Origin of the sequence: Trinickia dinghuensis, from assembly GCF_003367175.1 — a bacterium.
Taxonomy (GTDB): domain Bacteria; phylum Pseudomonadota; class Gammaproteobacteria; order Burkholderiales; family Burkholderiaceae; genus Trinickia; species Trinickia dinghuensis.
Window position 1 is genome coordinate 52,481 of the sequence record NZ_QRGA01000001.1, and the last position, 14,026, is coordinate 66,506.

14 protein-coding genes are annotated in these 14,026 nt (G+C 62.3%); 4 read left to right on the top strand and 10 right to left on the bottom strand.

All coding sequences use genetic code 11. The annotated features are described in order from the left end of the window. The first annotated feature begins 60 nt into the window (after positions 1-60). Positions 61-1,263: a formaldehyde dehydrogenase, glutathione-independent gene (gene fdhA, locus DWV00_RS00215; protein WP_115531541.1), complete on the top strand. Its 1,203-nt coding sequence runs from the start codon at positions 61-63 to the stop codon at positions 1,261-1,263. A 166-nt stretch (positions 1,264-1,429) separates the two neighbouring features. On the opposite strand, the gene DWV00_RS00220 is transcribed toward fdhA, so the two are convergent. After that, on the bottom strand, positions 1,430-2,401 hold the full coding sequence (locus DWV00_RS00220) for an Ldh family oxidoreductase (protein ID WP_115531542.1): 972 nt from the start codon (positions 2,399-2,401) through the stop codon (positions 1,430-1,432). A 21-nt stretch (positions 2,402-2,422) separates the two neighbouring features. Continuing rightward, positions 2,423-3,343, bottom strand: coding sequence for a LysR substrate-binding domain-containing protein (locus DWV00_RS00225; protein ID WP_115531543.1), 921 nt, complete (start codon positions 3,341-3,343; stop codon positions 2,423-2,425). A gap of 278 nt (positions 3,344-3,621) precedes the next feature. Between DWV00_RS00225 and DWV00_RS00230 the strand changes: the two genes are divergently transcribed. Further along, positions 3,622-4,881 (top strand): aromatic ring-hydroxylating oxygenase subunit alpha, encoded by a 1,260-nt coding sequence (locus tag DWV00_RS00230; RefSeq protein ID WP_115531544.1) that lies wholly within the window; start codon positions 3,622-3,624, stop codon positions 4,879-4,881. Between the two features lie 176 nt (positions 4,882-5,057). On the opposite strand, the gene DWV00_RS00235 is transcribed toward DWV00_RS00230, so the two are convergent. Both DWV00_RS00235 and DWV00_RS00240 read right to left on the bottom strand, forming a co-directional pair. Further along, positions 5,058-6,194 carry an MFS transporter gene (locus tag DWV00_RS00235; RefSeq protein ID WP_115532178.1) on the bottom strand — a complete coding sequence of 379 codons (1,137 nt, stop codon included), beginning with the start codon at positions 6,192-6,194 and terminating at the stop codon, positions 5,058-5,060. A gap of 32 nt (positions 6,195-6,226) precedes the next feature. Next, entirely contained in the window at positions 6,227-7,009 is a 783-nt protein-coding gene (locus tag DWV00_RS00240; protein ID WP_115531545.1) for a DeoR/GlpR family DNA-binding transcription regulator, read from the bottom strand. Between the two features lie 190 nt (positions 7,010-7,199). Here DWV00_RS00240 and DWV00_RS00245 point away from each other — a divergent pair, with 190 nt between their 5' ends. Beyond that, complete coding sequence (locus DWV00_RS00245) at positions 7,200-8,150, top strand: alpha/beta hydrolase (protein ID WP_115531546.1); 951 nt, start codon at positions 7,200-7,202, stop codon at positions 8,148-8,150. Between the two features lie 107 nt (positions 8,151-8,257). On the opposite strand, the gene DWV00_RS00250 is transcribed toward DWV00_RS00245, so the two are convergent. The 4 genes from DWV00_RS00250 to DWV00_RS00265 form a co-directional block, all read right to left on the bottom strand. Then, entirely contained in the window at positions 8,258-8,749 is a 492-nt protein-coding gene (locus DWV00_RS00250) for a MarR family winged helix-turn-helix transcriptional regulator (RefSeq protein WP_115532179.1), read from the bottom strand. Positions 8,750-8,844: 95 nt separating this feature from the next. Next, positions 8,845-10,635: an acyl-CoA dehydrogenase family protein gene (locus DWV00_RS00255; protein WP_115531547.1), complete on the bottom strand. Its 1,791-nt coding sequence runs from the start codon at positions 10,633-10,635 to the stop codon at positions 8,845-8,847. Between the two features lie 158 nt (positions 10,636-10,793). Next, positions 10,794-11,426 (bottom strand): LysE family translocator, encoded by a 633-nt coding sequence (locus tag DWV00_RS00260; RefSeq protein WP_115532180.1) that lies wholly within the window; start codon positions 11,424-11,426, stop codon positions 10,794-10,796. Positions 11,427-11,659: 233 nt separating this feature from the next. Further along, positions 11,660-12,349 carry a Crp/Fnr family transcriptional regulator gene (locus tag DWV00_RS00265; RefSeq protein ID WP_115532181.1) on the bottom strand — a complete coding sequence of 230 codons (690 nt, stop codon included), beginning with the start codon at positions 12,347-12,349 and terminating at the stop codon, positions 11,660-11,662. Positions 12,350-12,582: 233 nt separating this feature from the next. Between DWV00_RS00265 and DWV00_RS00270 the strand changes: the two genes are divergently transcribed. Continuing rightward, positions 12,583-13,128 carry an Mpo1 family 2-hydroxy fatty acid dioxygenase gene (locus tag DWV00_RS00270; protein WP_115531548.1) on the top strand — a complete coding sequence of 182 codons (546 nt, stop codon included), beginning with the start codon at positions 12,583-12,585 and terminating at the stop codon, positions 13,126-13,128. Positions 13,129-13,222: 94 nt separating this feature from the next. Here the strand turns inward: DWV00_RS00270 and DWV00_RS00275 are convergent, their stop codons facing one another. Then, positions 13,223-13,561 (bottom strand): hypothetical protein, encoded by a 339-nt coding sequence (locus DWV00_RS00275; protein WP_115531549.1) that lies wholly within the window; start codon positions 13,559-13,561, stop codon positions 13,223-13,225. After that, the gene (locus DWV00_RS00280) at positions 13,546-13,998 is read right to left on the bottom strand and encodes a helix-turn-helix domain-containing protein (RefSeq protein WP_181885297.1); all 453 of its coding nucleotides are present in this window, start codon (positions 13,996-13,998) and stop codon (positions 13,546-13,548) included. The genes DWV00_RS00275 and DWV00_RS00280 overlap by 16 nt, the downstream gene beginning before the upstream one ends. Positions 13,999-14,026 lie beyond the last annotated feature (28 nt).

Genomic DNA, 14,026 nt, shown 5'->3' on the forward strand with positions numbered 1-14,026 from the left:
TTGCCGCAAAGGCTCGCTTTTCAATCTTGCATAACGCTTGCATAACACTGGGAGACATTCATGTCAGGTAATCGTGGAGTCGTGTACGTTGGGCCCGGGAAAGTCGAAGTCCGTAGCATCGCCTTCCCCGAACTCGTCGATCCTGCCGGCCGCAAGGCCAATCACGGCGTCATCCTCCGCGTGGTCGCCACGAACATTTGCGGCTCCGATCAACACATGGTGCGCGGTCGTACGACGGCGCCGGCCGGCCTCGTTCTCGGTCATGAGATCACCGGCGAAGTCATCGAAGTGGGTTCGGATGTCGTCACGCTGAAGAAAGGCGACTTGGTGTCCGTTCCGTTCAACGTCGCTTGCGGCCGCTGCCCGATGTGCAAGGGGCAAAACACGGGCGTCTGTCTCACCGTGAATCCCGCGCGGGCGGGCGGCGCCTACGGCTATGTCGACATGGGCGGCTGGATCGGCGGCCAAGCCGAATACGTCATGATTCCGTACGCGGATTTCAACCTGCTCAAGTTCCCGGACCGCGACCGCGCCATGGCCAAAATTCGCGACCTGACGTGCTTGTCGGACATTCTGCCCACCGGCTATCACGGTGCGGTGACCGCGGGCGTCGGCCCCGGCTCGACGGTCTATATCGCCGGCGCCGGCCCCGTCGGCCTGGCAGCGGCCGCATCGGCTCGATTGCTCGGCGCCGCCGTGACGATCATCGGCGACGTCAATCCGAAGCGCCTCGAACACGCCCGCAGCGTCGGCTTCGAAACCGTCGACCTTTCTCAGGATGCCTCGCTCGCCGATCAGATCGCCGCGCTGCTCGGCGAACCGGAAGTGGACTGCGCGGTCGACTGCGTCGGCTTCGAAGCCCGTGGCCATGGCCACGCGGGTTCGCAACACGAGGCGCCCGCCACCGTCCTCAATTCGCTGATGGAAGTCACGCGAGCCGCCGGCAAGATCGGCATCCCCGGCTTGTATGTGACGGACGATCCAGGCGCGGTCGATTCCGCGGCGAAGCATGGCAGCCTTTCGGTACGCTTGGGCCTCGGCTGGGCCAAGTCGCACTCGTTCTTCACGGGCCAGACGCCGGTCATGAAGTACAACCGGAATCTGATGCAGGCCATCCTGTTCGATCGGCTGAATATTGCCGAGGTCGTGAACGTGTCCGTCATCGAACTCGACCATGCGCCGAGCGGCTATGCCGAATTCGATTCGGGCGTGCCGAAGAAATTCGTGATCGACCCGCACGGCAGCCTGAAAGCAGCCGCTTAAGCGGCAACGCAGTTTGGCCGGCCTCGGCAGTGAACGCCGGGCCGGCCAGATCAGCGTCACTGTCGGCAATGCGGCAATGGGTGGGCATGATCCGCTTTGAATCCGATGCGGATCCGAAGCAACTCCGAGCGCCCGGCTTGGTTCCAGAGGCCGGGCGCTCGGTCCATCACGCAAGCGGCTTGAATTCGCGGACCCTAGCGAGCACTTCGTCGGGAATATCGAGCTCGGTGATATTCAAATGGCTGCCGGGGATTCTTACGCCCTGCCCCGCAAGCCGGTCGATTTGCGCCGCCAGCCTTTCGACGAAGTTCGGCACGAGCAAATCCGGCTTGATCGCAACGACGAACAAGCCGACCGCCGGACACTCGCTTCCGGAAGCGAACGACGGCGCATCCATCGACCAATTCCCGCCCGTCATGCCGGCCGCCATGATCTCGATCATGAGCGCGAGGTTGGCGCCGCGCGCGCCGCCAAACGCCAACAAGAGCCCTTCGACGGCTTTGCGCGAATCGGTCGTCGGCTCGCCGTGCGCATCGACCGCCCAGCCTTCAGGAATCGCTTCACCGCTTTCGGCTGCCTTCCGAACGTTGACGAAGGCGGTCGCGCTGGTCGCCTGATCGATCACGAACGGCTTGCTGCCGCCACGCGGGGCCGCGAATGCCATCGGGTTCGTCCCGTACAGCGGCTTACGGCTATCGAGCGTCGTCATCTGAGCCGTCGCGTTCGTGACGGCAAGGGCGACCAGACCCTTCTCGGCAAGACGCCGCGGGTAGTAGCCGAGTTCGCCGACCGTATAGTTGTTGACCTGTGCAAAGACGGTCACGCCGAAGGCGTTCGCGCGCTCGACGATCTGATCGAACGCACGATCGAAGCCGAGCTGGGCGACACCGCCGTGCGCGTCGACTTGCGTCAAGGCCGGCGCCGGAGAGGTGATGGTCGGTTCAGCCGACTTCGAGATTCGGCCTTGGACGAATCCATCCAAATAGTCCGGAAGATGGGCAAAGCCGACTGCCCGGCTACCGGCCCATTCGGCGGAAACGGTAGCGGTGGCCAGCGAACTGGCGATGGCGTCGTTGGCGCCGGTGGCGAGTATCGCCTGCCGGGCGATTGAAAGAGCTTCTTGCGTTTCGAGTCGCATCACTATCCTTGAAACTTAGCTTTAACTGATAGGGGATTCTTCGCGCAGCCACTCGATCAATCGCGTGACTGCAGGGCTAATCGTTCGGCCATGAGGGACGATGACGTAATAGGCCTCGGGCGGCCTGCACGATGCGCTCGTCAGACGCACGAGTTCGCCTTTCGCCAGCAGGTCGTGTACTAGGCGGCTCCAGCCGAGCGCAACGCCTTGGCCGTACCTCGCTGCCTGGACCGCATCCGTATACAAGCTGCTGCGAAGCACGTAGTTCAATTTTCCCGGGCGGTGGCCGGCTGACCGAAACCACGCTTCCCAGCCCATCCATCCCTCGTAGGTCGAATCCGATTCGATGAGCGGCAAGGCAGCAAGCGTCTCGAGCGAGTCCGATGCTTCGTTCTCTTCGAGAAAACGCGGGGAGCACACCGGGAATACCTCTTCATCGAACAGCAGCGTGGACGTACCGTCGCCCCAGTTGCCGTCGCCATAACGCACCGCAACATCGACCTCGACATGCCGAAGGTCCGCCGTGAACATCTGCGTGGTCAAGCGCAACTGCAAGGGCGGGTCGAGGTGCTTGAGGTTCGGCAGCCTCGGCAGCAATCGCAGTTGCGCGAACGGCGCCGTGGATGCGAGCACCAGTTCTTGCTGCTCCGCACCGATCGACAGACGATCGAAAACACCGGCGATCTTCTGCATCGATTCGGCCACGACCACATAGAGCGCCTCGCCCTCGCTGGTCAGCGCAATCGAACGATGCAGACGGTGGAACAGGCGCACGCCCAGTGCCTCCTCCAGAAACCGCACCTGCCGGCTGACGGCGGCCTGAGTCACACCCAATTCGGTTGCTGCCCGGGTAAAACTGCCCAGGCGGGCCACCGCCTCGAACTCGACCAGTGCGGTCAAGGACGGCACGATTCGCCGGTATCCCTTAGTTGCTTTTGTCATTTCGACCCGCTGTTTGTCTCATGGCTCCGGAGCCGCAAATCGTCAGTTCAAAAGGCGCTTCAGTCAAGACGCGGCAGCATCGCGTCCCAAACGCCAGGGGGCTGCCGTTCTTCCGCGAGGCACATCGAAGGCTACCGAAAATCCCTCCGGCGCTGCATAACATAAAGTAATGCGATGGGAAAAATAAAGCGCGTTGACGCTATCCATCGCCGATCCAATACTCCGCGCATAGCCCGATTCAATGCATTGGGAAAAAATCTACCTATCGGAGGCCCCCCATGACCGTCATTCCCATCAAGACCCACCGTGAACTGCTCGACAGCCGGGAGCCCGGATGCGGGATGTCAGGCGAGCTTTTTGGACGGCAGGACGTGTTCGAAACCGACGTGAACGTCTTCTTTCAGAAGCGGTGGATTCTCGTGGCCGTGACCGCCGACGTTCCCGAGCCGGGCGACGTCTTTGCAGTCGATATCGGCAAGGCGTCGGTCCTGATCGTGCGCGACGACGACGAAAACATCCGCGCCTTCCGGAACATCTGCCGGCATCGCGGCTCGCGGCTCGTCAAGAACGCCGGGAAGGTCACCGTCGGCATGCTCGTTTGCCCGTATCACCAGTGGACGTACGACCTCGACGGCAGCCTGCGTCACGCGACGCACATGGGCAAGGAATTCGACAAGGATTGCAAGAGCCTGATTCCGGTGCATATCAAGGTTGTCGGCGCGCACGTCTTCGTTTGCCTGGCCGATGAAGCGCCGGAAGACATTGCGAAGCTCGAGACGGTCATGACACCGCGCTTCGCGCCGTACGACATGCAGCACACGAAGATCGCGTACGAAATGGACATCGTCGAGAACGGGAACTGGAAGCTCGTCATGGAGAACAACCGCGAGTGCTACCACTGCGGCGGTACGCATCCGGAACTGACTCAGTCGTTTCTCGCGCACGATTTCGGCTACTGCCCCGATGGCCAAAGCGAAGAATCGCTGGCCGACTACGAGCAGTATCTCGCGCACAACGCCGCTCGCAAGGACGAATGGGAGAAGGACGGCTATGTTTGCGAATTGTTCGAATCGCTCGACGAAAGCGTCGAAACGAATTTCCGTTCGCAGCGGCTCGTGATTGCCAATGCCGGCGAATCGCAAACGATGGACACCAAGGTCGCGAGCACGAAGCTGCTGGGCAACTTGCAACGCCGCGATCTCGGCGACGTGCATATGTGGGGGCATCACTCGTGGACGCACGTCATGAGCGACCATGCCGTGATCGCCTATGCGATCCCGCTTGCTCCGGACAAGACGCGCGTGCGTACGGTGTGGCTCGTGAATGAAGATGCGGTGGAAGGGGTTGACTACGACCTGACGAAGCTGACCGAAGTGTGGGTCGCCACGACGACGCAGGACGCGGATCTCGTCGGTAACACGCACAACGGGACGCAGGATCCGGGCTACGTTCCCGGCCCGTATTCGAAATACACCGAAGGCGCGCTCGAGCAGTTCGCCCGCTGGTATGACGCACGCCTGAAGGCGAACGGAGTTTAAGCCGCGCGGTTCGACGCTTGGCGATGCGCCCGCGGGATGACAACCGGGGGCGCAATCGTTCGGAGCTTACTGCTCAATGGCCGGTCCATGCCTCGCGCAAAGACCGGCCATTTCCAATTGCGATCCGATCGAACCGATTGAATCATGAAGGTTCGCCTAGGCGTGTTTCGCAGTGCTTAGGGCCGCTTCGCAGTAACCAGCCGAGCGCAGCACGGAACGAGAAAGAGCAGCGCGGCCAACACCCAGAACGCACCCGGCAGTCCCACCTTGTTGGCAACGAAACCCACGCCAGCCGGGCCGGCGAGATTTCCGGCATAACCGGTCGTCGTGATCGCCGCGACCGCCAGCGTAGACGGCATCGCACGTTGCGAGCCCGCCTTGCGGAACAGTACCGGCACGACGTTGGATGCGCCGAAGCCGATCAGCAGGAAGCCGAGCATCGCAAGCGCCGCGATCGGTGCGGTCAGCAGTACGACGAACCCCGCCGTTGCGAGCAGGCCTCCCCAGAACACGACGGATCGATCTCCGACGCGTGCGGTTATCGCATCGCCGCCCAGTCGCCCCACGGTCATCGCGATGGAAAACAGCATATAGCCAAGCCCGCCTTGCGCGGCCGCGACGAGCCCCTTGCGCGTGATGAGCAGCGCGCTCCAGTCGAGCAACGCCCCTTCGACGAGAAACGTGATCGCGGTGAGAGCGGCGAGTACCAATACGATGCCGCGCGGCGTGACGAACAGCGGGCTGTCGTCATCCTGGGCCGTAGCCATCAGACGCGGCCTTGCGAGCGCGATCGCACCGAGCATCAATACGGCACACAGCAAGGTGCTGGCGTGTATTCCAGTTTGCACCGACAACAGAAACGTCATCAAGGCAGAACCGGCAAATCCGCCGACACTGAACAGCGCGTGAAAGCCCGACATCAACGGCCTCTGTTCCACCCGCTCGACTTCCACGCCGTGGATATTCATCGCCACGTCGAGCGAACCGAGCGAAGCGCCGAACGCCAGCAAAGCGATGCCGAGCGAGACCGGCGTACTGACGATGGCCAATAGCGGCAGGATCACGGCCAACCCGATTCCGCCGGCAACGATGACGGGCTTGCTGCCATAGCGCGCGCTGACCGCACCCGTGATCACCATGGCGATCACCGATCCGAGTCCGATGCACAGCAGCAGCATGCCTAGCACGGCATCGTCGACGCCGAGCCGCTGCTTCGCAAACGGCACGAGCGGCGCCCAGCACGCAACGCCGAAGCCGGCGACAAGAAAGGCAAGGCGCGTGGCAAGCCGCGCGGCAGGCTGGTCGGAAGCCATTGCATCGGCTTGTGCGGAAATGGGCTGCATGTTCATAGGCTGATCGAGGGTTCGGCCTTCAAGATCGACGGGCCCGCTTTCGATAGGGCTGCGTGCTCCGCGCGCGGTAAGTCATGCTCGACGATCACGCATTCGATGGACTTGATCGCCGCGACGCGATGCGGTGCGCGCGCGGTGAATTTGTCGTTGGTGGCCAACACCACGCTGTGCTCGCTGGCGGCGAGGAGCGCGCGTTTGAACGTGGCGTCGGCGAGACCGAATGCGCTGATGCCGCTCTTCGGCGAGATGGCGCACGCGCCTATGAAGCATCGATCGATATTCAACTGCTCGACACCCTGCAAGGCGGTGGCATCGACGCAGCCGCCCACCGCGGGATCGACAGCGCCTCCGATCATGATCAGTTGCAGATCCGTTCGGCGAAGTACGGCGGCGGCGATGTCGATGGCGTTGGTTGCCACCGTAAGGTCGTTTTCCTCCGGCAACAGATCGACCAGCGCGAGATTGGTGCTGCCGCTATCGAGGAACAGCAGTTCGCCTCGCTGGATCAGGGGAATGGCTGCGCGAGCCAACGCCGCCTTTTGCTCGCGACCTTCGTCCATTCGAGCCGCCATCGGCGCGGAAGCAGGCGTGATCGGCAATGCGCCGCCGTAGACCCTGCGGCAGCGGCCTTCGGCCGCCAACGCGCGCAGGTCGCGGCGGATGGCATCTTCGGAAACATTGAATTCAACCGCGAGCGTGGCCGCTACGACCGGCTGGCCTTGTGCCAGCCGATAGGCGATTTCGTCGCGTCGGGCGAGGGGAAGATCATCGTTCATACACGCATGTTATCGTGCACAAACAAGAATGTAAACGTGCATAAACGTGCACATTGCATTGGAATAGGTGACGGATCCCTACCACCAGGTTTTCCCTACATCGCCTGCATTTCGATTGCGCGCCAATATAGTTATATTTAATAATCATTTTGCGACATATCCTTTCCCACGCTAATCAAACGCTCCGACCATGCAACTCGACCAAGCCCTTGAAGCTATCCTCACTCAAGCTCGCGAAGCAGGCGTCCCGGATTTCGCCGATCTTCCCCCGCCCGCGGCCCGGGGGGTGTACCGGCAGATCTTGGCGGCCAACGACGTTCGGCCGGCGGCCGTGGCGGTCTCCGACGAAATTGCCGCCGGAACGAGCGGCTCGGTGCCCGTGCGCATCTATCGTCCGCGGCAGGGCGCATCGGCAGGAGTCATCGTTTATTACCATGGCGGTGGGTACGTACTGGGCGACCTGGACGGCTACGACAGCGTATGCCGTCAACTTTGCGCCGACAGCCAGGCGACGATTGTGTCGGTCGACTATCGTCTGGCGCCCGAGCACCCGTTTCCTGCAGCCGTCGACGATGCCTGGACGGCGCTCGAGTGGGCAGCGGCTCACGCAGGAATGCTGGCCGGAGAACGTGCGCCGATTGCAGTGGCGGGCGATAGCGCAGGCGCCGTGCTCGCGACGGTCGTCTGCCTGCTTGCGCGCGACCGGCATGGGCCGGCGATTGTCTATCAGGGGCTCGTCTATCCGGCCGCGGGCGCCGGGCACTTTGGAGAGTCCGACTCGCGTCGACGATATGCGGATGGTCCGACACTGACGATGCGCACGGTCGATTTCTTCAATCGTTGCTACTTCGGCTCGACACAGCCACCGGCAAGCGAGTTGGCTGCGCCTCTGCTGGCCGATGATTGCTCTCGCCTGCCGCCAGCGCTATTACAGGTCGCGACCCACGATCCACTGCGCGATGAGGCGCTGGCCTACGGCGCGCGATTGCGCCAAGCAGGAAACGACGTCATGGTCGTCGAATACCATGGCCTTGCTCACGGGTTCATCAGCATGGGAGGTACCGTTCCCGCGGCCCGTCTTGCCCAGCTGCAATTGGCCCAAGCGCTGCATACCGCGCTCAGGCACCATCAGGCAGGTTGATCGGCCGCGTGCCGTGCATGAGTTGAAACCCCGCGCACAGCACGTGCCGCCGCGCATGACTTACCGGCCGGCGTGCTGAACGCGCGGTGGACTAAACGCGGCGAAATTCAATCGCTGAGGTTATGCACGAAGCTTGTCAATGTATGACGAAGCTGCGCGGCGTCGGCCGCCGTCAAGTCTCCCGCCATCGCCCGCTCCACGGGTCGCAGCGCTCGTTCGCACTCTCTGAGGGCCGCGGCGCCTTCATCCGTCAAACGCAGCAAAATGATGCGGCCGTGGCTAGGCGCCGCCTCGCGCGCAACATAGCCGCGGCTCACCATGGCGCTCATCACTTCATTGGCCGATTGCGGCGTAATGAACGAGCGTTCGGCGAGTTGCGCGTTCGACAACGCACCGCGCGCTTCCAGCACGGAAAGCGCCGTGTATTGAGCCAGCGTGATCTCGAGCGGTGCAAGCGCACCGCTCATACGACGCCGCAAGAGCCGGTCCAAATGAGCGACCAAGTAGATGAGACGCCGCTGCGAGCGGGCGTCTGTCGGTTCGCTGTCCGAACGCGCGGCGGACTTTTGACTTGATGGTTTGGCGGGAGGCGCACTCATGTCGGTGTGGGAAGGCTGATCGCGGGCCATCTTACCCTACCGTCCGAATGCCCACGACACATTGGGCGACAGCCGCGCCTTCCCGCACGCGCCGTCTATGACTCGACCAGGCTCGGCAATGTCGCTCGACACCCCGCCTCGATCCGAGTGCAACGATCATCGAACGCCGTGACGGGATCCGCGAAGAAATATGTCCCGAGCGCGCGTTTGTCGGCGTCGAACGGATCGTTGCCCGATTGCCGCGCCACGATCCGCAGCGTGCGTGCCCACGCAAAGGCCAGCAGCGCCCACCCGAGCAGCGCTAGATAGTCATCGGCGATCCGGTACGGCAATTCTGGATCGCTGGCACCGCCGCGGGTGACATCCTCGGTCACACGAACGATATTGGCGCACATCGCGGCAAGACGCACTCCGGCGGCCTGCGCCGCGGTATCGCGGCTCTCCTCGCAGCGCGTCGCCTCCGCCGACAGCTCGGACACCAGCAATTGCAAGCCCGCCCCGCGATCCGCCAACACCTTGCGCTTGAGCAAGTCGATGGCTTGAATCTCGTTCGTCCCTTCGTACAGCATGGCCACACGGCTGTCGCGCAGGGTCTGCTCGATTCCGAACTCGTGGATGTAGCCGTAGCCGCCGAACACTTGCAGCGCATTCGATGCCGCCGCGAAGCCGTTGGCCGTGAAGAATGCTTTGACTATCGGCGTCAGCAACGAGGCCAAGGTAGCGGCGGTTTGCCGTTGCGCAGCTTGCGGGTGGTGCTCCGCCACGTCGAGCCAGTAGCCGGCCCAGTAGCCGATCGCCCGCTCGGCTTCGACGATCGCTCGCCCCTGTGCCAGTTGACGGTGGATTGCCGGGTGCCGCGCAATCGGTACGGTCGCGATACCGGCTCCGCCGTGCGCCTCTCGTGCAACCGCTTGTCCCTGCATACGTTCGAACGCGTACGACGATGCGCTGTGCCACGCGCGCTGCGCGTGACCGACTCCCTGCATCGCGACCTGCAGCCGCGCGGCATTCATCATGACGAACATCGATGCCAGCCCGCCGTGGGGCTCGCCCACTAGCCAACCGACGGCGTCATCGAAGCGCATCGTGCAAGTCGGGCTCGCCTTGAGCCCCATCTTTTTTTCGATGCCTTCGCAATGGACGGGGTTGCGCGCGCGCCCCGCTGGCGCGTCGAGCCATTTCGGCACGACGAACAGCGACAGCCCCTTTGTCCCGGGCGGCGCATCCGGCAATCGAGCCAGCACCAAATGCACGATGTTATCGGTCAGATCGTGCTCGCCGCCCGTCACGAAGATTTTTTCACCGCTGATTCGATAGGACTCTCCCGAGGCGTCCGGCACAGCGCGCGTGCGCAGCAGCGCAAGATCGCTGCCCGCCTGAGGTTCGGTCAGGCACATCGTGGCGAGCCATTCGCCCGTCGCCACCTTCGGCAACAGTGTCTGCCGAATCCACGGCGATCCGTGCGTGCCCAAGCACGCGGTCGCACCGTGTGTCAGCCCCGGCGACATTAGCCACGCGTGATTCGCCGCGGCCAGCATTTCCTGCAGCGCGACGTCGAGCAAATGCGGCAGGCCTTGGCCGCCGTGCCTGACGTCGAGAGACAGCGTGGGCCAGCCGGCGTCCACATACTCGCGATATGCCTCGCGAAAACCCGCCGGCATCCTCACGTCGCCGCCGTCGAAACGGCATCCTTCCCAATCGCCGCGGCCGTTCAGCGGCGCGATGCGTTCGGAGACGAACCGCCCCGCTTCCTCCAACACCTGCCGAGCCATCGCCAGGTCGAGGTCGGTCCATTGCGGAACCTCGCGCCAAAATGCCGGGGCATCCAGCCATCGTTCAATCACGAAACACATGTCTTGCAACGGCACGTCGTAGGGCACGCTCATCGGATCTTCCTCGTCAGCTTGAATTCATTATCAGGTAACCTGATTCAACATGCAAGACGAGAGGAGACCGGTGAAAACCCCGACCGGGTCATGAAGACACTCGGTGTTTCGGAGACGATGAAAAGCATGAAGCCGGTCGAAGTGGGACCGAGAATCCTTTAAGCGGTGTGACGCCGATATAGAGCTAGCGACCCCGCTAGCGCAACGAGGACAGCCCCACAGGACCGTTCCAGCCATAGCGCTCCCGACGCCTTCAGAAGACGCATTGCTCGCGCACCGAGTAGCGAATAGCCGAACATGATCGAGCAATCCAGCATCGCGAACGTTATGGCAAGTGCCGTGTACTGCGGCGCAAGTGGCGCGGATGGTGCGATGAACTGGGGCAAAAATGCGGAGAAGAACAGATACCCTTTCGGGTTTGTGACCGCGGTGAGGAAACTTTTCAGGAAAATCGCCGAGTTGCTCTCGCGACTTGTTTCACCATGCGTACTCGCGACGTTCAATGTCCCTTTCGACATCAACAGCCTGACACCAATGTACGCAAGGTAGACCACGCCGACCCATTTGACGACGGCGAACCAGAACGCCGACGCTGCCAGCAGCGCACCGAGACCCAACGCCACAGCGAAAATCAAAACGAAATCGGATGCGATCGCTCCGGCAAACCCATAAGCAGCACGACGAAGGCCATAACTGGAGCCATTGGTCAACGCCAGTAGAACCGTCGGTCCAGGCGTTGCAATACCTACAAAGGCTACAGCGGCAAAGATTAGCAACGTGCTTTCACTCATGGCGCTCTTCTCCGTGGTCAAGGATGGGACGGACCCCATGGCCGCCAAGTATAGTGCTGCGCTATCGATCATCGGCGAGAAACGCGACTCAGGCTTGGCGGCCCGTGCGCAGGCGCAGGAGGGCGCAGGCACCGCACGTCGATGTCACGCTCGAACATGCCAGTTTGCCTTGGGATCGATCAGCCGTGTTTCGTGCGATCGGGCATGCTCGGATAACCGCGCCGAGCGGATACTCAAACTGCGCGTAAATGCACCTGAGCCGCGAGCCCCCGTGCGTCGACGATCTCGATTTCTCCGTAGCGCAATGCCACAAGCCCATCACGTTCGAACTGACGAAGAATCTGGTTCACGGTTTGGCGAGAGAGCGCCAGCATCAACGCAAGATCTTCCTGCGGCGTATTGATCACCCGCGACCGGCTGGGCGTATCGTTCAGGCCCGCCGCTTCGCCATATTCATCGGCCAGCAGCAACAAACGTCGCGCGACACGCGCCGGTGCCGGCAGCAAGGCAGCCTCCTCGATCGCTTCGAACGCGAGACGAAGCTTATGTGTCATGAGCAGGCCGAACACTTGCCAATAAGCCGGCTCGGCTTCGAGCAGCGCGTCCAGCGCCGCGCGCGGAACATGAAACAGCGTGGAGTCCCGCACGGCATGCGCGTCGTGCGTGCGAGCGCCGCGATCGAACAGCGCGATTTCGCCGAACCAATGTCCGATGCTGACCACGGCGAGCAATGTCTCGCGTCCATCCGCGGTGACAGCGCCCAGTCGCACAGCGCCTTCGAGCACGCAGTACAGGCCGTCGTAGGCTTGACCGCGCATGAACAGGCATTCGCTCGCATTCAACGCACGTGTGTGGCCGTGCTCGCGCAGCGCATCGCGCAACGTCCCGGGCACGCCGCGAAACCAGGCGCTGCGCTCGAGCATCGCGTGCGCGGCAGCGGTTTCGAGCGGTCGATGTTGCGACGTCGCGGGCTTGGTGAGGCGAGAAGTCATGGGCGCTTCACATTAGACCAACCGCAGCGCGCGGCCGCGCGCTCGTGGCTGAGGAACGATCATCGAACTAAAATGGGGGAAATCTGGGCGAATTGTCGGCTAGCCGAATGTCTGCCGCCCCTTGCCCCGGTGATCATATCGCTTTTGGGGACAGCGAGGCAGCCATGAAAAATCTAACCGAGCAACTGACTCAGTATGCTGCCTACCATCGCGATCGGCGCAACGTCGCCACGCATTTTGTCGGCATTCCGCTGATCGTGCTGGCGTTGGCGGTATTGCTTTCGCGTCCTGTGATCGTGACGGTGGGCGCGCTGCCGATTTCTCCTGCGTGGCTTCTGTTCGGCGCAGCAACGCTGTACTACCTCGTATTGGATGTTCCGCTCGGTTTGATGATGGTGGTCGTTAGCGCCGCATGCGTAGCGTTTGGTGCGTGGCTCGGACAGTACGGCACGGCGACCTCGGTCGGCATCGGAATCGGCTTGTTCGTCGTCGGCTGGATCTTTCAGTTCGTCGGCCACTCAGTTTGGGAGCATCGCAAGCCGGCCTTTTTCGACGATGTGACGGGGCTTCTCATCGGGCCGCTGTTCGTGCTGGCGGAGGCGCTGTTCGGTATCGGGTGGCGTCCGTCGCTGCGGGAGGCTATCGAGGCGAAAGTAGGCTCCACGCGGATCAATCCGCCGCGCGGGCAGGTGGCTAAGCCGAGGAGTTAAACGAGGAACAGCATCGTTCCGGTCCTTAGCTCCATCGATCTCACGCTGCGCTCTTGAATATCCACTCAGATCCACTCGCGCATGTCCATCATCACTAAAGCGATATCCAATCGCGGGACGCGGGAATCAGAATAAACAGCTTGATCGCCGACGACAGCGCGCCGCTGATTAGTCCGGCCTTCAGTAACGCGTGATCAGTCGCGCTGAACTCGATGGGAGCACGCCGCGCATCCGCGCTCAGTTCGCGCGCAACCTGAGCGATGTTACGGGAACTCGTCGTTCGCGCAAGAACATCCATATCGTCGGCGGTTCGCAATGAGCGGCTCACCTTGAAGGCCGGAATCCAGGCGAGCCCGATGCTGCCGAGCGCGAACACTTCGGCAAGAATCTCAAAGCAATCGGCCAGGTATTCCCGGGTCAAAACGCGCTCCACAGCGGTTCGAATTCATCTGCGGCCGCAGTATCCGCGACACTCCGGATTCGCCCGCGCCTCTGACCCTTCACATTGGCGAATCGAACCAACGCTCCCTTACGCTCCGCCACTGTTACGCCCTCACCGGGACGGTTGGTCGATCCAGACACGGTCGCTTCGTTGGCGAAGCCCATCACGAGCTTCATGCCGAGCGCGTGTGCGAACTGCACGATCCGATCGAAAGTCGGCCCGTTCACGCCTTCGCCCTTTTCCAAGCGGCTGATTTCCGACTGGTTTATAGAGAGCCGCTGGGCAAGTCCGGCTTGGGTCAGCCCCTGACTTTCCCGGGCTGCACGTACCATCCGCCCAAATCGGACCAATTGGCCCCGCTCCTCGTACCCAGCCTTGAACAACGGGTCTTGCATGAGTTCGTTACGGAGTTCAGTCAGCTTGCCCATAATCCTCTCCTTCAAACACGTGTGGTAG